Here is an 18,955-nt window from a genome sequence, read left to right on the forward strand (position 1 = left end):
ATAGAAAGGTTGAATTTATTACTAAGTCATAGCAATTAAATGACTTAAATGTTTTATTTTAATGATGCTTGGATTACGAAGTGATTTTTTGGCGACGCTAGTATACTTTTTCTTTAAAGCGTCATGTATTTGCAATGGTTGATTGCGTAATCTCTCGATTGCCTATTTTTCTACCTTTTAAAAAAGGGAATCGCCATGAGTAACTTCCAACTTCAACTCCTACACGCAGCCGATATGGAAGGGGGAGGGGGAGATCTGCTTAACGCACCCAATTTCATTTCTATCGTGGATCATTTAGAAGATCAGTACGCCAACTCGCTGTTCATCAGTTCGGGCGATTTAGTTTTGCCTGGGCCGTATCTGAACGCCGCCGCTGATTCAAGCTTACAAACAGCCTTCCAAGCCGCGGTTGAAGAGATTTATGGGCTAGAAGCGGGTTCCATGAGCGGAATCACGGCGGCCTCTGGGCGTGTTGAGACTCTGTTGATGGATCTGGTCGACGCTGCGGCCGTGACATTGGGCAATCACGAGTTTGACCTAGGCACTGATCTAATTGCTGCAATGATCGCGCCTGTGGTTAACGGCGCTACGGCTGCTGAAATTGAATGGCTGGGCTCGCAGTTCCCTTACCTCTCAGCCAACCTGGATTTCTCCGCTGATGCCGCCCTAAGCGAGCTGGCTACCAATGAGTTATTCAGCCAAGACGCTTTCCAAGCTACTTGGGAAGAGCTATTAGCTGGCGCTAATAAGCCTAAGCTAGCCCCGGCGGTGATTGCCGAGCGTGGCGGTGAAAAAATTGGCATTATTGGCGTAACTACCCAAATCCTTGAGAGCATCTCCTCGCCAGGTGATGTAGACGTGCTGACAGGGGGTAGTAACGACATGCAGGCCCTGGCTGACCTTATTCAGCCCGTCATTGATGACCTTGAGGCGCAGGGCATCAATAAAATCATCCTCAGCTCGCACCTTCAGCAAATTCAGTTCGAAGAAGAACTAGCGACTTTGTTGGACGGCGTGGATATCGTCATTGCCGGTGGTTCCAATAGCCTGCTGGCGGATCAAGAAGATCAAGACCGCGGCTTGTTTCCAGGAGCGGGCGAGCCCTATGACTCATACCCCATTGTTACCCAGGACGCCTCAGGTAATGATGTCGTGGTAGTGAATACTGATGGTGGCTGGCGCTACGTTGCAGAGCTGGTTGTCGAGTTTGACGAACAGGGTCGTGTGATTACTGACTCCATCGATGAAAACTCTTCTGGTATCTACGCCTCTACCGATGAACAGGTAGAAGCGCTGTGGGGCGACCTGGAAAGCGCCTTTGCTGAAGGCACCAAAGGGGATGTGGCCAACGACCTAGTCGGCGCCGTAGGGGAATTCGTTGCTGAACAAGACGGCAACATCCTTGGTTTAACCGATGTTTATCTGGTGGGGGAGCGGGGCGCAGTGCGTACCGAAGAGACCAACCTGGGTAACCTGACTGCCGACGCCAACCTCTGGTACGCCAAACAGCTGGATGCCGAGGTACTGGTATCGTTTAAGAACGGCGGTGGTATTCGTGAGCCGATTGGTGATGTCGTGGTGGAAGGAAGCGATAGCGAGCCCAGCTATCAGGTGCCGGGCGCCAACCCTGCTATCGGCAAGCCGGAAGGGGGTGTATCCCAGCTGGATGCAGCGTCATCGCTACGCTTCAATAACGACCTGACCATCATTACCGTCACGCGTAGCACGCTATTGGATATCCTGGAGCATGCGGTAGCAGCGTCAGCGCCGGGTGTCACTGCTGGTCAGTTTGCCCAGGTGGGCGGTATCCAATACAGCTTTGATGTAAGTCAACCCGCTGGCGAGCGCATCCAAAATGCGGTAATCGTTAATGAGGATGGCAGTGCAAACGATGTACTGGTCGCCAATGGCCGCTTGGTAGGTGATGCTGAAGAGAGCATCAAAGTCGTTACCTTAGGCTTTTTGGCCGATGGCGGCGACGGTTATCCGTTAGATGAAGGCAGCTATCAAGACCGCGTGGATCTTATGGACGCGTTTGTAGATGATGGCCAGTTTACCTTCGCCGATAAGGGCACTGAGCAGGATGCCTTTGCTGAATACATGGCCAGCATGTTCAGCGAAACGCCATTTAGCGAAGAAGAAACCCCTGCCAGCGAAGACCTGCGCATCCAAAACCTTGATGAGCGTAGCGATGCAGTCTTCAGCGCGCCTGTTGACCCACTATTGCGCCTTTACGATGCTGCCTTTGATCGCGATGCGGATGGTAAAGGGTTGGGGTACTGGTTGGAAATTAAGGAGACTACTGGTTTAGGTGATATTGCCAACAGCTTTATTGCGTCAGCTGAGTTCAATAGTCAAAACGGGAATCTAGAAGACGACGCCTTTATTGAACTGATGTATTCAAACGTACTCGAGAGAACGTCTGATTCGGCAGGTAAAGAGTTCTGGTTGGATCAGTTGGATAATGGTGCCGAGCGAGGCGCCGTTATGGTTGGTTTTACCGAGTCAGATGAGAGCATGATGCTGTTTGGTTAACGGTTTATTTGCAGACCTTGGGTTGGGTATAGATAAGCTCGACCCCCTTCCTGACAGTTTTTACTCTCATAACGCCCCTACCCTAGGCAGGGGCGTTTCTGTTATGCTGCCGCGATAATCTTCGCGTGACTTCTTTGATTCAACGGTGATCCCTCCATGGCAAAGCAACAGGAAGCAACGGATCTACAGCGTGCATTAAGCGCCTGTAAGGGTTCGTTTGTATCGGTGGGCTTTTTTAGCATGTTCGTCAATTTGCTGATGCTAGTTCCCCCCATGTACATGCTCCAAGTGTATGACCGCGTGCTCACCACGCAAAGTCTCGATACGCTGATCATGTTGACGCTCGTCGTCGTATTTCTATTTATGGTGATGGGCGGGCTTGAACTGGTACGTTCAAGGATGTTGGTGAGGATAGGAAACCGTTTAGATACCACTATCAATCAGCGCCTCTACAGCGCCATGTTTCGACGTAGCATAATGTCCCCTGGCAGCCAAAGTGCCCAGCCACTTAATGACCTGACCAGCTTGCGACAATTTCTTACCGGAAATGGCCTGTTTGCTTTTTTTGATGCCCCTTGGGTGCCGGTTTACCTAGGTATTCTGTTTATTTTCCACCCCTGGCTCGGGGTGTTTGCTACCTGTGCGGGTATTATTTTATTTGCGCTAGCGGTGGCTAATGAGAAGTCTACAAAAACCTTGCTTGCTGAAGCTAATAGTGAACAGATTCAAGCGCAAAACCTAGCCAACTCTAACTTACGTAACGCTGAAGTGCTTCATGCAATGGGCATGCTGCCTGGCATTATGGGGCGCTGGTCAAAGCGCCATCATGAGTTTCTTGCTAAGCAGTCGCAAGCAAGCGATCGAGCAGGCGCGTTAACGAATACATCTAAAGTGATGCGCTTACTGTTCCAGTCATTGATTCTTGGCCTGGGTGCGCTCTTAGTGCTCGAAGGTGAAATGACCCCCGGTATGATGATTGCGGGTTCTATCCTTATGGGACGTGCGCTGGCCCCTATCGATCAAATGATAGGTGGCTGGAAAGGCTTTGTATCGGCGCGTGGTGCCTATGGCCGGTTAAACGAGCTTCTAGTACAGATTCCAGGCGAACAGCCCCACATGTCGCTGCCTGCTCCACAAGGTGTTGTTGATATAGAAAACGTAGCTGCTGCTCCTCCAGGTACGCGTATGGCCACCATCCGAGGCATCAATTTTAGTGTCGCTAAAGGTGAGCATGTTGGCATCATCGGCCCTAGTGCGGCAGGCAAATCAACGCTTGCCCGCGTGTTGCTGGGGATATGGCCAACACAGGTGGGCGACGTAAGGCTTGATGGCGGAGCAATTAATCAATACAACCGTGACGAGCTAGGGCCTTATATCGGCTATTTACCGCAAGATATTGAATTGTTCGATGGCACCATCAGCGAGAACATTGCCCGGTTTGGCAATGTTGACCCAGAGAAAGTCGTTGCAGCCGCCAAAAAAGCAGGCGTTCATGAAATGGTGTTGGAACTGTCAGATGGGTACGACACGATTATTGCCTCAAATAGCGGTGCACTCTCTGGTGGTCAGCGCCAGCGCTTAGGGTTAGCACGCGCCTTATATGGTAACCCAGTGTTGGTAGTGCTAGACGAGCCAAATGCCAATCTCGATGACGCTGGTGAACGAGCGCTGAGCCAAGCCATTGCTCAATTAAAAGCAGAAGGTACAACGCTATTTGTAATAAGTCATCGAACTAGCGTACTAAAAACAATGGACAAGCTTTTGGTCATGAAAGAAGGCCAAGTCAGTATGTTTGGCCCCCGAGACCAAGTACTTGCCCAGTTTGCCAAAAAGCCACGCCCTCAAGTAGGCCAACAGGGTTCAGCTCGCCTCTCCGCCATTTCAGGTGGTCGTGGTAGTGAGGAGTCGTAATATGAGCAGTCACAAAGATCAGCTCCCAGCCAAAAGCGAAATTGATGTAACGCCACAAGGCCCAGCTACCATTGAAGGTGAGGCTCAAGAGAAGTTACCAACCAGTGATAAAGGCTATCGTAAGCTCGGTTACGCTATTCTAGGTATAGCGCTTGGCGGGTTCGTATTGTGGTCTGTGACAGCTTCATTGGCGGTAGCTGTGGTAGCCCCAGGTAATGTATCCATGGAGTCGTTTAAGCGCACGGTGCAGCACCTTGAAGGTGGCATTGTGCGAGAGCTTTTGGTGGAAGATGGGGACAAAGTTGAGGCTGGGCAGCCGCTGGTGATATTGAGCGATACTCAGGTGCGCTCGCAGCTTGAAATTGCTCAATCTCAATACTATATAAACCGAGCGATGGAAGTGCGCTTACTAGCAGAACAGCAAGGCGCCGAAACGCTTGAAATGCCCGAAGAGCTGATGTCGGTGGATAACGATAGGATCCAACAGGTAACGGCTGTTCAGCAAAGTTTATTCCATGCGCGCCGTCAATCGCTGCTCAGTACACTAGACTCAATGGATCAGCAGATTATTCAAATGCAGGAGCAGATTGATGGTCTAGAAGCGCGTGAAAGAGTTAATAATCAGCGTATCAGCTCGTTGCGTTCCGAAGCGGAAGACTTCCGTTCGCTGTATCGCGAGGGGCTGGGCGATAATCAGCGTCTGCGTGAACTCGAACGACAAATACTGCAATACCAAGGTGATAATGCAGAGTTTCAATCTAATATTGCTCAGCTTCGTTCGCAAATCAGCGAAAACCGTATGCAAAAAGAGATTACTCAGCAGGAATTTCAGGCCGAAGTAGGTGAACAGCTGCGCAATGCTCAAGCGCAAATAGCGGAAGCGGAGGAGCGCATTACCTCGCTGACCGACCAAGTCAATCGAACCGTTGTGAGCGCCCCAGTTTCGGGTACCGTGGTGGGCCGCCAAGTTCATACAGTCGGTGCCGTTATTCGACCTGGGGATCCCATCATGGAAGTGGTTCCGTCAGATGACGGCTTTGTGGTGGAAGCGCGTGTTCCAACGCGTGATATCGATAACCTATTCATAGGCCAGCTTGCTGAAATTCGTTTTTCTGCTTTCAACCAGCGGCTAACAAATATAATTGATGGTGAGATTATTCACATCAGCGCCGATAGTTTCGAAGATGAGGCGACCGGTCAGAATTACTATAAAACGCGCATTCGGGTAACTGACGAAGGAAAAGAGGACATGACGGAGCAAATGCACCTGCTTTCAGGTATGCCTGCTGAAGTCATGATCCGTACTGGTGAGCGTACTTTTGCTAGTTACATCGCCAAACCAGTTACTGACATGCTATCGCGCGCTATCCGGGAGGATTAATGACACGGACGACACCTTTTAACCTGAGTGCGCTTGTACTTGCAGTTGCGTTGCTTAGTCAGCCGGCATTGGCACAAAGCGATGTTACCGCAGATGATCAAGCGCTTACTGAACTAGAAGCGTTGGCTAATTCGGAGTCACAACCCCAAACGCTGCCATCACTGCCTGAGCTATTTGCCCGGGCACTGCGTCACGACTCAGACCTTACTCGTCAGCGATACGAGCTAGATGCTACTCAAGAAGAAGTACCTATGGCCCGCTCACAGCTGCTGCCCCAAATCAGCGCAACTGGAGGGTATTTATGGCAAGATTCTACAAATATCCAAACCGTTGGTGATGAAGATTTGGGTCAACCCGCAACAAGGCCCGGCGAAATTGATGAAACCTACTATCAAGTTCAGCTACAGCAACCACTTTTCAGCCTAGAGCGCTGGAGGAAAATGGATGTTGCCAGTGCTCAGGTAAGTGCTGCTGAACTACAGCTTGCCGTTGTAGAACAAGAGCTGGCGATACAGGTAAGCGAAGCTTATGTAAAAGCCTATTTAGCTGCACAGCGTTCTGGGCTGCTGGAAGCCCAGCAAAAGTCACTTGATCTGCAAGTCCGCCAAGCAAGTCGTGCGTTTGATTTAGGGGTGGGGAATCGAGTAGACCTATTGGAAGCCCAATCCAGGTATGATCAGGCGGTATCCGATGCTGTTGAGGCAGAAAACGAGCTAGATAATGCTTTAAGCGAATTAGAGCGCCTCACTGGCGTGATGCCCGAATTTCAAAGCTCTGCGCCTGGCGAACTTACGACGGTTACCCTCAATAATGATATTGGTGATCCCGAAGCGTGGATCGCCCGCACTAATCAAAACTTGAATGTCCTATATGCTAGCGAAGAGCAACAGGTCGTCCAGGCTGATAGTAGCGTCAGGCGCTCTGGTTACTACCCCGAGCTAAACCTAAATCTTAGTTATTCAGATCGGGTCAGTGACGATGAACTGAGAGAAAGCGAAGACTACCGGGCGAGCGTGGAATTAAGCGTACCTATATATCGTGGTGGCTACACTAATGCCAGCGTTCGGCAAGGTGAAAAACGTATAGAGGCAGGGTTGGCTGCTCTCGATAATGAACGCAACCTTGCGATCCAAGAGGTGCGGCAGCGTATCAGAGCACTTAACGGTGGCGAACGTCGCTTGGAGGCGTTGAATCAAGCTATTTCATCGAGTCAACTGTTTTTAGATGCCGCCGAACGAGGTGAACAATTAGGACTACGCGATCTTGTCGATGTGCTTGATGCTCGTGCGAGTCTTTATGATCAGCGTATTCAGTACGTTGATACCGTGGGCAATTATGCCTTGGACACGCTGGCGCTGCATGCTGCAGTCGGGAGCTTGGAAAGCGATGACTTGGCTCGCATTATGGAGCTACTGGCCTCAATGTCCACATCAGCGCAGGTAGCTCGGTAGCCATCATACTATGGCCGTTATAAAAACAAGCCAAGGTAGTGAGTGGTTGCGTCGCGCGATGCGTTGCTTTGATGCGGGTATAGCCACGTTAGTAGCATTGGCTACTCTTTGGCTGATGCCCGATATCGACCACGATGGCAATGACTACCTTTTCTTGATACTTATTGGCAGTCTATTGCTACCCGCTGTAGGTGAGCTATTCGGGCTCTACCAGCCTTGGCGTGGGCGCAGCCTTTACACCATGCTCGGTATTTATCTTGTGACCTGGGTAGCGACTATTGCCCTGCTCAGCCTATTGCTTGTTGCCATTAAAGGCACACAGAGTTTCTCTCGTTTGTGGATGGGTGTTTCTGCATTATCGGTGCTAGCAGTGGGCAGTGTAATGCGTACGTTGCTGTACGGATACTTGAGGCGCCTGCGCGCACAAGGGCATAACTTAAAGCGAGTGCTGTTAATTGGTAAAAAGGATAATATCGCCCTATTAGAAAAAAAAGTCATTGAAACACCCCATGCGGGGTATGTAGTGGTAGGTCATTATATTGATGAAGACGACACGACTTTTTTTCACAAAATGGCTGCTTTCGCCCAAGAGAACATTTTTCAGCGCAATTTTGACGAAATATGGATAGGTTACCCCCTGGTTCAAGGTAATCGCGTGCGCCACTTAATGCGCCTGCTTGCCGGTATTCCCTCTAGTATTCGCTTTTTCCCCGACTTACCTGATATACGCTTGTTGAACCACCGTATTACGCAGGTGGCGGGCCTCTACTCATTAGAACTTAATTACACCCCGCTTAGTGGCTCCATGCGTTTTATTAAAGCACTGGAAGACCGCGTGCTAGGTCTAGTGCTCTTTGTGCTTTTTAGCCCGATAATGTTAGCGGTTGCAGCGGCAATTCGTTGGCAAATGGGTGGGCCGGTATTATTCAAGCAAGAGCGGCATGGCCTAGACGGAAAGCGCTTCAAAATTTATAAATTTAGAACTATGCGTCTGCACAAAAGCGATACAACGCAGCAGGCTGCCTACGATGATGACCGTGTAACGCCATTGGGGCGCTTTTTACGACGTACCAGCTTAGATGAGTTTCCCCAGCTTTATAACGTACTACAAGGCCGAATGTCGCTTGTTGGCCCAAGGCCCCACGCCATGGATCACAACGACCACTATAAAGACCACATTGATATCTACATGCAGCGTCATCGCGTCAAGCCGGGTATGACAGGTTGGGCCCAGGTAAACGGCCTGCGGGGCATCACGGACGACGTCAAGTTGATGGAAAAGAGGGTAGAATACGATATTTATTATATAGAACGGTGGTCGTTGGGGTTTGATCTCAAAATACTCGCCATGACCATCACGCATGGATTTGTGAATCGACAGCCTTAGAGTAAGCGACCAATGAAGACGACAGGGACGTGGCGCTGGTGGTACGAAAAGCACGGGGCGATCACGGCAGTTGGTGCTGGCATTCTATCAGCACTGTTAGCTGTTTATTTTTACCGTGGCATGCTGGACCCTCGCGATGCTGATTGGCTTTTACACGAAGGTGACTCTTTTCAACATTACATTGGTTGGCAGTTTTTCCGTCAGGAGCCATGGGGTTGGCCCCTAGGGGCCGTGAAAACGCTAGCCACTGAACTATCCACAAGTATTGTCTATACTGACTCAATACCGCTTTACGCTATTCCTCTAAAATTGTTCCACCACTGGCTGCCCGACACTTTTCAATATTTAGGGCTAGCCATTGTCATTAACTATTGTTTGAACGGTTTAGTAGCTTGTCGGTTACTACTGAGCGTCGGTGTTCCCGCCTATGCAGCGCTAGCTGGCGCATTGCTCATCAGCAGCTTGCCCATCGTTATTTTGCGCGGTATCGGTATTCAAGGCCACGAAGCCTTAACTGCGCATTGGATAATTCTAATCGCCATTGAGCTTACGCTGACAACCGAAAAACAACGCCTCAAGGGGGCCGTTTGTTGGCTGTTACTGCTCACAGTGGCTGTTTTGATGCATTTCTATCTTTTTTTTATGGCAGGCGTGTTTTGGGCGGTTTGGTGGTTATCGATTAGCTATAGGGTGGTGAAAGGGGCGATTGATGCAAGAGGCAAGCCAGTACGACAGCATATGATGAGCGTGCGCTACAGCTATCAAGCGTGGTGGCTGATGGGGGTGGCGACACCCTGTACTATCTTCGTTGTGATGTGGGGGGCAGGCTACTTTCATTTAGATAGCCAAAGCGCCGCGTCGGGTGGCTACGGCTTTTATTCCGCTGAATTACTGACGTTTTTCAATCCGCGTTCATCGGCATGGTTTTTTAACGACAATTTTACGTCACTATCAGTGCTTTTTCCCGGCTGGCAGCCCGCTAAAGAAGGTCAATACGAAGGTATGGCCTATGTTGGCGCAGGTGTTTTGCTGCTGTGGTTAGCGCTGATAGTCAGCACCTGGTTTAATCGCGGGGTAAATCTAGCAAGCGTTAATGCAGTAAATAATGATGGCTACCATCAAGAAGCGTTAGTTGATCACCGCTGGCTACCAGCTTGGATAGCCTCCGTTGGCCTGTTTGCATTCGCTATGGCTGGAGAAGTATCGATAGGCCAAGGCAGTATTCCGCTCTACTACGACATGTTGTTTGAGCCGTTCAAAGATTATCTACGGTCAAGCGGTAGAATGGTATGGCCGCTACTTTACTTACTATTGGTTATTACGTTTATCCAGCTTGCCCAAAATATGAGAGCATGCTGGCTGTTACCGTTGCTGGTTCTAGCCATGGTGGTGCAAAGAGAAGATTTGCGCGAGCTTTACAGTTTTATGCGCAACAAGGTTAAAAATCAAGTCGAAGCCAGTCGTGTTGACCCCCGTGCTTACGACGTATTGAAGGATGACGAGTTAAGTCAGGTATGGGCATCACACGACAGCTTGGTCGCCTTTCCAGCACATGACCTTGATGCCATTAAACCCTACTTGTGGTTGGCAGCAGAACACCATCTCTCGATCAACGTTGCCTACCTTGCCAGGGCAAATCAACAAATCATCGACGCAGCAACACAAACTTATCGCCGCCATTTGGCACAAGGTGAATTGCCCGAAGGGCATGTGTATTTGATAACCGACCACGAGCTCTCGCAACAAGCGTGTCGATTAGCCAGCTGGGCCTGTGTGACGCATGAAAACGTCACCATTCTATGGCAACCCGTTGCGGTTTCGTCAGGCCGTTACTCACCGTTGTCATCACAAGCCACCCAATAAAGGTTCGCATGGACGTTAATACTCCCCCTCTCATTACGCTTGTCGTTCCAGTGTTTAACGAGGTCGATACCGTAACGACCTTTGTTCAACGAGTGCACAGAGTGCTGGCCGACGCTCCGTGGCAGTGGCGTATTTTGATGGTTGATGACGGTTCAACAGATGGAACCCAGCGCGAGATAAAACGGCTATCTGAATGCTACGAAAGCGTTGGGTTTATTGCGCTAAGCCGCAATTTCGGTAAAGAAGCAGCGCTCTCGGCTGGCTTGCTCAACGCACATGGCGATGCGGCGGTGCCCATTGATGTGGATCTCCAGGACCCGCCCGAACTCATTCTGGAATTTGTCACGATTTGGCAGCAGCAGCGTGTCGATATGGTTTACGGTATTCGCAGCGAGCGCCCTGATGATACGGCCGCTAAGCGCCATTCGGCCAGTGGCTTCTATCGGCTTTTTAACCGTATTACTGAAACGCCAATCCCTGAAAACGCTGGTGATTTTCGTTTGATTGATCGTCGCATGATCGAAGCCCTGCGCTCAATGCCGGAGCGTAACCGCTTCATGAAAGGGCTCTATGCCTGGGTCGGTTATCGAAGTATTGGCGTTCCCTATCGGCGTCCCGCACGGCTGAAGGGAGAATCTAAATTTAATTATTGGAGATTATGGAACTTTGCCTTAGATGGCATGTTTAGTTTTAGTACGCTGCCGCTGCGCATATGGTCGTATATTGGCGGGCTCATCGCCTGCTTGGCGTTTATCTATATTATCATCATCATTAGCCAAGTGTTGTTTCTCGGGCGCGATGCGCCAGGCTATGCATCATTGATGACAGCTGTTTTATTTTTTGGCGGTATGCAGCTGCTCTCTATCGGTATTTTAGGTGAATACATCGGCCGTCTTTTTATTGAAAGTAAACAGCGGCCCTTATACATCGTGGCGGACACCAGTGACGAATACACCTCCACTCGCTGAACTATGGCAGATGCTGCGCTTCGGCCTTATTGGGCTAGCGGCATCAATGACCCATATCCTGGCGGCAGCGTTGATGATAATGGTATTCCCAGCGCTCCATGAGTTTATCGTCAATGCGCTGGCCTATAGCGTCGCCTTTGGCATCTCATTAGCAGGCCATCAGCGGGTTACTTTTCGTCGCAGTGCAAGTCTATGGCGCTTTACCGTCATGTCTCTCGCTGGATTTAGTATTAACAACCTAGTGCTAGCGGGTGCCTTAGGGGTGGGGGTAACCGGGCTTTGGGCCATCGCCACGGCGGTGGTAGTCGCCGCTGTGGCAAGTTACGTGCTAGCACGGTGTTGGGTATTCACCCAGTAATACCAGCCCCTTTTTGATGTTTGTAAAATACGTTTTCGAGGAAAATATGGTTATACCGGTGATTTTATCTGGCGGCTCTGGTTCGCGCCTTTGGCCTGTATCGCGTGAGCATTATCCAAAGCAGTTTCTGAATTTGCATAAAGACAACGTCAGTTTGCTTCAGGAGGCGGCGCTACGTCTAAAAGGTGTCACCAACGCAGGTGACCCCATCATCGTATGTAACGAGGAGCACCGTTTTTTAGTTGCTGAGCAAATGCATCAACTCGGCTTTAAGAAGAGCCAAATCATTCTGGAGCCCTGCGGTAGAAACACAGCTCCCGCATTAGCCCTTGCCGCATTAGCAGTAGCCAAAACCAACCCGGAAGCCGAGTTACTGATAATGCCTGCTGACCATGTCATTAAAGACGTAAAGGCATTTGCTGACGCCGTAGAAAAAGGCCGCTTACTGAGTCAGCAAGATAAGTTGGTAACCTTCGGTATTGCGCCAACCTCGCCGCACACAGGCTATGGCTATATAAAACGTGGGCAGGCGCTGGAGGGAGGTTTTAGCGTTGAGGCCTTTGTCGAAAAACCTGATCTAGGGGTAGCAGAAAGCTACTTAGCCAGCGGCGACTATCTATGGAACAGTGGCATCTTCTTGTTCAAGGCTAGCAATTATTTAGCTGCTCTCAAAGCTTATGCCCCCGACATTTTGACCAACTGCCAGGCCGCTTATGAGCAGCGCTCAGAAGACATGGACTTTCTGCGTGTTGCCGAAGAAGCCTTTGCACAGTGTCGCAGCGAATCCATTGACTATGCTGTAATGGAGCATACTAATCAGGCGGCCGTTGTGCCCATGTCTCCAGGGTGGAGTGACATAGGCGCCTGGGACGCGCTCCACGAGCTGCGCTCCAGCGAGGATAAAGAGAACGGCAACGCAATACATGGTGATGTAATGCTCCATGAAACCAACGACAGCTTGGTATATAGCGAGTCTCGCTTAGTAGCAGCGGTGGGGGTTAATAACCTGATCATTGTCGAAACCGACGATGCCGTGCTAGTAGCCGATCGTCGTCAGGCGCAAAATACCAAATTAATTGTTAATGCCCTTAAGGCAGCGGGACGAAAAGAGTGTCAGTCGCATCAGCAGGTTTATCGCCCCTGGGGGCATTACCGCACCATGGTGTTAACGGATAGCTTTCAGGTCAAAGAAATTGTCGTTAAACCAGGTGGTCAACTTTCGTTGCAAATGCACCATCACCGTGCCGAGCATTGGGTTGTGGTTCAAGGCACTGCCCAGGTAACCCAAGGCGAAGGTCATGGGGACGTCTCTAATTTACATAGTTTCCTGCTTTCCGAAGATGAATCCACCTATATACCATTGGGAACTGTACATCGCCTGGAAAACCCTGGCGTGATTCCTCTCAAACTTATTGAAGTGCAAACGGGATCCTACCTTGGGGAAGACGACATTGTGCGTTACAACGACAAGTATGGGCGAGAGTAGAAGGCGGGCGAAAGCATGTTCTTTACACAATCCGTCGGTGTGTTTGCCAGAACTATCGCAGTTGGAAATGACTTCTCTTGCAGTATTCGATAATGAGCGCTAGGGCAGGTTGAAGCGAAGGTCTTTCGCCCAAGGACGGTGAAAATAGCGCTCAAGAACGCGTTAACAACGCCCTCAAGGATCTCTGTCCTCAACACAGCGATGTGCAAATCACCAATGGCACTAGCTCTGGTTGTTTGCCGTATTCACTGGAGCTAGTGCCATGCTTACTTTAAGCTATGGCGCTTTATTCCGTTCGATATGGAAAGCTGTCCATCATGCAAGTAGCCCCTACACGTTTTCGGCACCTTCGCGTCGCCATTGTACATGACTGGTTGGTGGTTAATGGTGGGGCTGAAAAAGTGCTCAAAGGGTTGGCAGAAGTCTTCCCACAAGCTGAAATATTCACCTTAGTGCATACGCTTGAGCGCGCTAGCATCCCATGGTTAACCCAGCACCGTATTCATACTAGCGGTCTTCAACGTCTACCCTTCATTAGTCGTTTTTACCGCCATTGTTTACCACTGATGCCCTATGCCATTGAGCAGTTCGACCTGCGCGGCTTTGATCTGGTCATCTCCTCTAGCCACGCAGTGGCAAAAGGCGTGATCACACATCCTGGTCAAACCCATATCTGCTATTGCCATACGCCGATGCGTTACGCCTGGGATATGAAAGAGGCTTACCTGGAAAATAGCCACTTTCGGTTGCCAGGCATGACTGCGTATGTGCGTAAAACGCTTAAGCGCCTGCGCCAATGGGATTACTTTACGGCCACCCAGGTGGATTTCTTTCTAGCTAACTCCCACAACGTCGCACAGCGTATTGCCAAGTATTACCGCCGCGACGCAGATGTGCTCTACCCACCGGTAGACACCGACAGCTTTACATTACATATCGGCCAGAGGGAGCCCTACTACCTGGCGGCATCACGGCTTGTGCCTTATAAACGCATGGATTTGATCATACAAGCCTTTGCCCAGGATCCATTAAAACGCCAACTGAAAGTGGTTGGTGACGGACCTGAGTTTCAGCGCTTAAAACGGCTGGCAGAAGGAAGCCCGCACATTGAGCTTATAGGCTACCTGCAGGGGGAAAAGCTGCATCAGCTTATGCAACGCGCCCAGGCCTTTGTATTCGCTGCTGATGAGGACTTTGGTATTGTGCCACTGGAAGCTCAAGCCTGCGGTACGCCGGTCATTGCTTATGGGCATGGAGGCGCTCTTGAAACTGTAAAAGGTTTGGAGCATCACCAGCAAGCCACCGGTGTTTACTTTACTGAGCAAACTGTAGCGAGCCTAAGCGCAGCTATCGAGGCATTTGAGGCGCACGAATTCTCGCCGCAGGCTTGCCGCCTCCAAGCTGAGGCATTCAGCAATGCCGTGTTTACCCAGCGTCTGGAAACACTCGTGAGTGAAAAGCTCAACTAAACGTCCAAGAAGTACCGCTGAAACGTACCTTATTACCAAGGAGTGACGTGTGATTCAGATTGCCGTCAAACGAGTGCTGCGCCCCGTAGTGAAAAAACTGATCAGCTATCCACTAATTAGGCGCTTGGGGCTGCGCATACTTCAGCCCTTTCCAAAGCTAAAAGGCTGGGTGATTCGTCTAGTCCAGGCAGGTACATTCGGAGGTGGAGTAACGCCAAATCGCACCGAAGGCTATGGAGAACGTCAACAGCGTTTAATGAACGGGTTGGAACAGCGTAGGAAGCCGCATCTGCATGAATAACGATACCCTTTATATAGTTGATGCCCGTAAGAAATCACAGTTCAACCAGCTAGAGGATTGGCTGGTGGCATTGTCAGAGGTTTTCACGCCAGATAATCCTGCTGGCAGCGCTCACGTTTTGCTGCTTGGTTTTGATGAAGTTAGTCTGGTTGCCTGCCACCGCCATCTGTTTCGCCTTGGCGTGGCTCCTAGAAGGTGTCACACGCTGTTGCCCGACCAGGAAGAAACGCTGGCATCGGTGAGTGCCGCTTTGCCTGATATCGTTGTACAGCATATGATTAATGCGTTGATGCCCTCAGCGGTAATAGATATTGCCACGGGTGAAAGGCGACTGACGCTCGAACTGACGTCTACGCCTTCAAGTATTGATGCTGACAAACCGACACTGGCCTTTATTTCGCCACTGCCGCCTCAAACAACGGGCATCGCCAACTACAGTGCAGAATTACTACCTTATCTAGCCACGCATTTTACTATTACGCTGGTAGTTGATCAGCCCGAAGTAGATCGCGAGCTAAGCAGTGTTTTTGAATGTATCAATGCTGACACTTTTCTGCAGCGAGCTGAATCCTTCGATTACACCCTTTATCAGGTGGGGAATTCACTTTACCATGCCTACCAATTCGGTTTGCTACAGCGGCATCCTGGGATTGTGGTCTTGCACGATTACTTCCTGTTTGATGCTGTTTGGTGGCTTAACGAAAGCGGTTTGAAGCCTGACGCGCTAGTACAGCAGCTTTATATTGATCACGGCTACCCGGCACTGCTGGCACATGCCGAGGCGGCACAAAACGCGCGTGGAGCGGAGCAATACCCAGTGAATGGTATGGTAACTCGCCCAGCAGGTGGTTTGATTTACCACTCCGCCTTTGCCCGCTCATTGGCCGAACGATGGCAGCAAGGGCAAGCCGGGCCAACGTATTTAATTCCGCATTTACGCCAACTCCCAGCCCCCTTTGACAAGCAGGCTGCTCGCAAGGTGCTGGGAATCGCCAGCAATGAGCGAGTCATTGCCAGTTTCGGCGGCATTAACCCCAAAAAACTGTCCCATCTTTTACTGGACGCCTTTTTAGGTGATCTCGAAGAGAGCGAGCCGCCGTTAGTCAATGCCACGAGCCAGCCGGTGCGACTGGTCTTGGTAGGTGCGCAGCACAGCGGTGAGTACGGCCATACGCTAGCGCGTCGGATTAAGCGCCATCCCTTTGGTTGCCAAGTGACTGTCACTGGCTATGCTTCTCGCCAGGAATACCAGCGTTGGCTGCAAGCCGCCGATATCGCCGTACAGCTACGCACCCAGTCTCGTGGTGAGACATCAGGCGCTATTATTGATGCGATGGCCCATGGACTAGCAGTGATTGCCAACGCCCATGGCAGCAGTGCGGAACTGCCCTCGCAAAGTCATTGGCAGTTGGCCGATGACCCCGAGCAGCAACTGTTAGCACCGCTGCGTCAAGCGCTTTGTCAGCTAATTGCTGATGATGACGAGCGTGAACGGCTGGGACAGGCAGGGCGGGCTTACGTGACCACCATGCTGGCACCAGAGCGGGTGGCCGAGCAGTATCGGCATGCGATTTTGGAGGCACCACTGATCGCGCCCCGTTACCAGTACGAACGATTTCTTGACCAACTGGCAGCGCACGAGCCGCTAAGTGACAAGTTGCAAGAGGCTGAGTCTGCCAAGCGACTAACAAAAGTGCTAAGCGAGGTGGATACCACTCCCGATGAAAACGCACCGCGGCTACTGTTTGATGTTAGCACTATTGCCTGGGAAGACCTTAAAACCGGGATTGAGCGCGTTACCCGCCGAGTAGCCGACTATCTTCTTCGTTACCCACCTGCCGGTTGGCGGATAGAGCTGATTCGCTGGGGGGGGGATGATTTCTATCTTGCCCGCGGTTTTGCCAGCCAACACTTAGGACTAGCGCCACCGGGCCCCGATGTGCCAGTAGAAGCACGCCCCGGCGATCGCTATGTGTCCTTGGAGTGGGCGCCGCCGCTACTCAAGCAGGCAGGTCACATTATGCGCCGAATGCGTGCCAGCGGCGTTAGGTTTTATTTTACTGTGCATGATTTACTGCCTTTATCACTGCCTGCATGTTTCCCTGAACATATTCCAGCGACGATGAAGGAATGGTTTACATCGGTCAGTGAGCTGGCAGATGGCATTACTTGTGTCTCTCGCCAAGTAGCCGAGGAAGTTGATGCCGCGCTCGATCGGCAGGGCTTTCAGGAAGGGCAGCGGCCCTGGGTCAAGCACTTCCACCTTGGAGCCGATTTTCAACCACCTACGAGCGCGGTATTAAGCACAGCAGAGCAACAATGGTTGCAACCGCTGGCCAGGTGTCGTGGGCCGATCCTATTAATGGTGGGCACCATTGAACCGCGCAAGGGGCATCAACAAGTGCTAGACGCGATGGAGCAATGCTGGGCGGAATGCACTGATATTAATCTGGTGGTGGTGGGCAAGCAAGGCTGGCAGGTAGAAGACCTGATTCGCCGCATCAAACGGCATCCGAGGCGTGGCCAGCAGCTGTTTTGGGCGGAAGGTGCCAGCGATACGCTGCTGGAAGAGCTCTATCGGCGAAGCGATGTGCTTGTGGCAGCCTCTTACGGTGAAGGGTTTGGGCTGCCACTGATTGAGGCTGCTCGCCAGGGTATTGCTATTTTCGCCCGAGATATTCCGGTTTTCCGCGAGGTCGCGGGTGACTATGCGACTTACTTCGACGCCGATACACCTCAAGCGCTAGCGCAGGCGCTGCAAGACTGGGCTAGCGACTGGCGGGAAGGTCATACGATTGCTTCTGATGGCATGCCTTATCTCGGCTGGCAGCAAAGCAGCGAGCAGTGGTTAGCTGCGGTGCTTGGAGACCAATTATTAACCGAACAATGTTCGTCAGAAAACACAGCGACCTATCCAAGGAGCCATGCCCATGGCATTGCCAGGTAACCGCGAGATGCGTCCGTTATTGAAAAAACGAGTACGTCAAACCCTGAGCTGGTGGCGGCAGCATTTACCACTGATTATTCTGCTAACCCGCCAAGAGCTGGTGGATCGCCACAAAGGCTCGGTGCTGGGACGAATCTGGACGCTGCTCTCACCGCTAATAAATATTTTGGTCTTTGTGCTGATTTTTTCTGCCATTATGGGCGCACGGCTTGAAGGCTTTGGTGCCGAGGTGGAACGCTTCACCTACAGTATCTATCTGATCAGCGGCATTCTCGCCTGGACCGCCTTCGCCAAAAGCCTAAGCACCATAACCAACCTATTTATCGAACGCGCGGGCATGATCACCAAAGTGAATACATCACTAGCCGCGCTGCCGCTCTCGGTACTATTGGCTGAAATTGTTATTTACCTGATCAGCATGGGATTCTTCGCGGTATTCCTGCTAATGATCGGTTTTCCCATCGATTGGCACTGGCTGGCAATACCCGTGGTACTCACCCTACAACTGGGATTTACCTATGCGCTCGGCTTTTCGCTGGCAATTCTCGCCGTATATTTAAAAGATATTCGCGAAGGCGTTGCGGTGTTACTGCCGGTATGGTTCTGGCTGACACCGATTGTTTACGTTGACGACATTATACCTGACTGGGCGCTGGGGCTGATCAGCTTGAATCCCATGTTTCAGTTTATTGATGCCTATCGAGAGCTGATTTTATACCAGCGTCTTCCTGGGGCTACCGGGCTGCTGGCCATGCTAGCGGTAACACTTGTGTTACTGTACGTCGGATTTTGGTTGCTAAAACGCACCGAGCGCGACCTGCGCGACTCGCTTTGACGACGACGCCTATAGCACGTGTACAAGTACTTGAGTTAGCGACGTGTGTTAGCCATGTGTGCT

At 51.0% G+C, this 18,955-nt stretch carries 13 protein-coding genes; all 13 read left to right on the forward strand.

Annotated elements, in window-relative coordinates; translation table 11 throughout:
* The first annotated feature begins 195 nt into the window (after window positions 1-195).
* A complete protein-coding gene (locus tag LMS44_RS06940) occupies window positions 196-2,535 on the forward strand; it encodes a DUF4214 domain-containing protein (RefSeq protein WP_190373598.1) in 2,340 nt (779 codons plus the stop codon).
* Window positions 2,536-2,691: 156 nt separating this feature from the next.
* Window positions 2,692-4,446 (forward strand): type I secretion system permease/ATPase, encoded by a 1,755-nt coding sequence (locus tag LMS44_RS06945; protein WP_089690579.1) that lies wholly within the window; start codon window positions 2,692-2,694, stop codon window positions 4,444-4,446.
* A gap of 1 nt (window position 4,447) precedes the next feature.
* Window positions 4,448-5,827 (forward strand): HlyD family type I secretion periplasmic adaptor subunit, encoded by a 1,380-nt coding sequence (locus tag LMS44_RS06950; RefSeq protein ID WP_159176459.1) that lies wholly within the window; start codon window positions 4,448-4,450, stop codon window positions 5,825-5,827.
* Window positions 5,827-7,278, forward strand: a complete 1,452-nt coding sequence (locus LMS44_RS06955) for a TolC family outer membrane protein (RefSeq protein ID WP_022520000.1) — start codon at window positions 5,827-5,829, stop codon at window positions 7,276-7,278. The genes LMS44_RS06950 and LMS44_RS06955 overlap by 1 nt, the downstream gene beginning before the upstream one ends.
* Window positions 7,279-7,288: 10 nt before the next feature.
* Window positions 7,289-8,665: an undecaprenyl-phosphate glucose phosphotransferase gene (locus tag LMS44_RS06960; protein WP_022519999.1), complete on the forward strand. Its 1,377-nt coding sequence runs from the start codon at window positions 7,289-7,291 to the stop codon at window positions 8,663-8,665.
* Between the two features lie 12 nt (window positions 8,666-8,677).
* Window positions 8,678-10,528 (forward strand): DUF6311 domain-containing protein, encoded by a 1,851-nt coding sequence (locus tag LMS44_RS06965; RefSeq protein WP_498947156.1) that lies wholly within the window; start codon window positions 8,678-8,680, stop codon window positions 10,526-10,528.
* An 8-nt stretch (window positions 10,529-10,536) separates the two neighbouring features.
* Window positions 10,537-11,496, forward strand: a complete 960-nt coding sequence (locus LMS44_RS06970; protein WP_498947157.1) for a glycosyltransferase family 2 protein — start codon at window positions 10,537-10,539, stop codon at window positions 11,494-11,496.
* Window positions 11,471-11,854 carry a GtrA family protein gene (locus LMS44_RS06975; RefSeq protein WP_022519996.1) on the forward strand — a complete coding sequence of 128 codons (384 nt, stop codon included), beginning with the start codon at window positions 11,471-11,473 and terminating at the stop codon, window positions 11,852-11,854. The genes LMS44_RS06970 and LMS44_RS06975 overlap by 26 nt, the downstream gene beginning before the upstream one ends.
* A gap of 46 nt (window positions 11,855-11,900) precedes the next feature.
* Window positions 11,901-13,340, forward strand: coding sequence for a glycosyltransferase family protein (locus LMS44_RS06980; RefSeq protein WP_498947158.1), 1,440 nt, complete (start codon window positions 11,901-11,903; stop codon window positions 13,338-13,340).
* Window positions 13,341-13,657: 317 nt separating this feature from the next.
* Window positions 13,658-14,809: a glycosyltransferase gene (locus LMS44_RS06985; protein ID WP_223827985.1), complete on the forward strand. Its 1,152-nt coding sequence runs from the start codon at window positions 13,658-13,660 to the stop codon at window positions 14,807-14,809.
* A 49-nt stretch (window positions 14,810-14,858) separates the two neighbouring features.
* Window positions 14,859-15,110 carry a hypothetical protein gene (locus LMS44_RS06990; protein WP_089690594.1) on the forward strand — a complete coding sequence of 84 codons (252 nt, stop codon included), beginning with the start codon at window positions 14,859-14,861 and terminating at the stop codon, window positions 15,108-15,110.
* Window positions 15,103-18,057, forward strand: coding sequence for a glycosyltransferase family protein (locus LMS44_RS06995; RefSeq protein ID WP_498947159.1), 2,955 nt, complete (start codon window positions 15,103-15,105; stop codon window positions 18,055-18,057). Before LMS44_RS06990 ends, LMS44_RS06995 begins: the two co-directional genes overlap by 8 nt.
* Entirely contained in the window at window positions 18,041-18,892 is an 852-nt protein-coding gene (locus LMS44_RS07000) for an ABC transporter permease (RefSeq protein ID WP_223827984.1), read from the forward strand. The genes LMS44_RS06995 and LMS44_RS07000 overlap by 17 nt, the downstream gene beginning before the upstream one ends.
* Window positions 18,893-18,955 lie beyond the last annotated feature (63 nt).

This window comes from Halomonas profundus (assembly GCF_020865425.1).
Lineage (GTDB): Bacteria > Pseudomonadota > Gammaproteobacteria > Pseudomonadales > Halomonadaceae > Vreelandella > Vreelandella titanicae.

Excerpts from the sequence above, each read along its gene's own strand:
- LMS44_RS06940 (WP_190373598.1), top strand. The coding sequence starts at position 196 with ATGAGTAACTTCCAACTTCAACTCCTACACGCAGCCGATATGGAAGGG.
- LMS44_RS06945 (WP_089690579.1), top strand. The coding sequence starts at position 2,692 with ATGGCAAAGCAACAGGAAGCAACGGATCTACAGCGTGCATTAAGCGCC.
- LMS44_RS06950 (WP_159176459.1), top strand. The coding sequence starts at position 4,448 with ATGAGCAGTCACAAAGATCAGCTCCCAGCCAAAAGCGAAATTGATGTA.
- LMS44_RS06955 (WP_022520000.1), top strand. The coding sequence starts at position 5,827 with ATGACACGGACGACACCTTTTAACCTGAGTGCGCTTGTACTTGCAGTT.
- LMS44_RS06960 (WP_022519999.1), top strand. The coding sequence starts at position 7,289 with ATGGCCGTTATAAAAACAAGCCAAGGTAGTGAGTGGTTGCGTCGCGCG.
- LMS44_RS06965 (WP_498947156.1), top strand. The coding sequence starts at position 8,678 with ATGAAGACGACAGGGACGTGGCGCTGGTGGTACGAAAAGCACGGGGCG.
- LMS44_RS06970 (WP_498947157.1), top strand. The coding sequence starts at position 10,537 with ATGGACGTTAATACTCCCCCTCTCATTACGCTTGTCGTTCCAGTGTTT.
- LMS44_RS06980 (WP_498947158.1), top strand. The coding sequence starts at position 11,901 with ATGGTTATACCGGTGATTTTATCTGGCGGCTCTGGTTCGCGCCTTTGG.
- LMS44_RS06985 (WP_223827985.1), top strand. The coding sequence starts at position 13,658 with ATGCAAGTAGCCCCTACACGTTTTCGGCACCTTCGCGTCGCCATTGTA.
- LMS44_RS06995 (WP_498947159.1), top strand. The coding sequence starts at position 15,103 with ATGAATAACGATACCCTTTATATAGTTGATGCCCGTAAGAAATCACAG.
- LMS44_RS07000 (WP_223827984.1), top strand. The coding sequence starts at position 18,041 with ATGGCATTGCCAGGTAACCGCGAGATGCGTCCGTTATTGAAAAAACGA.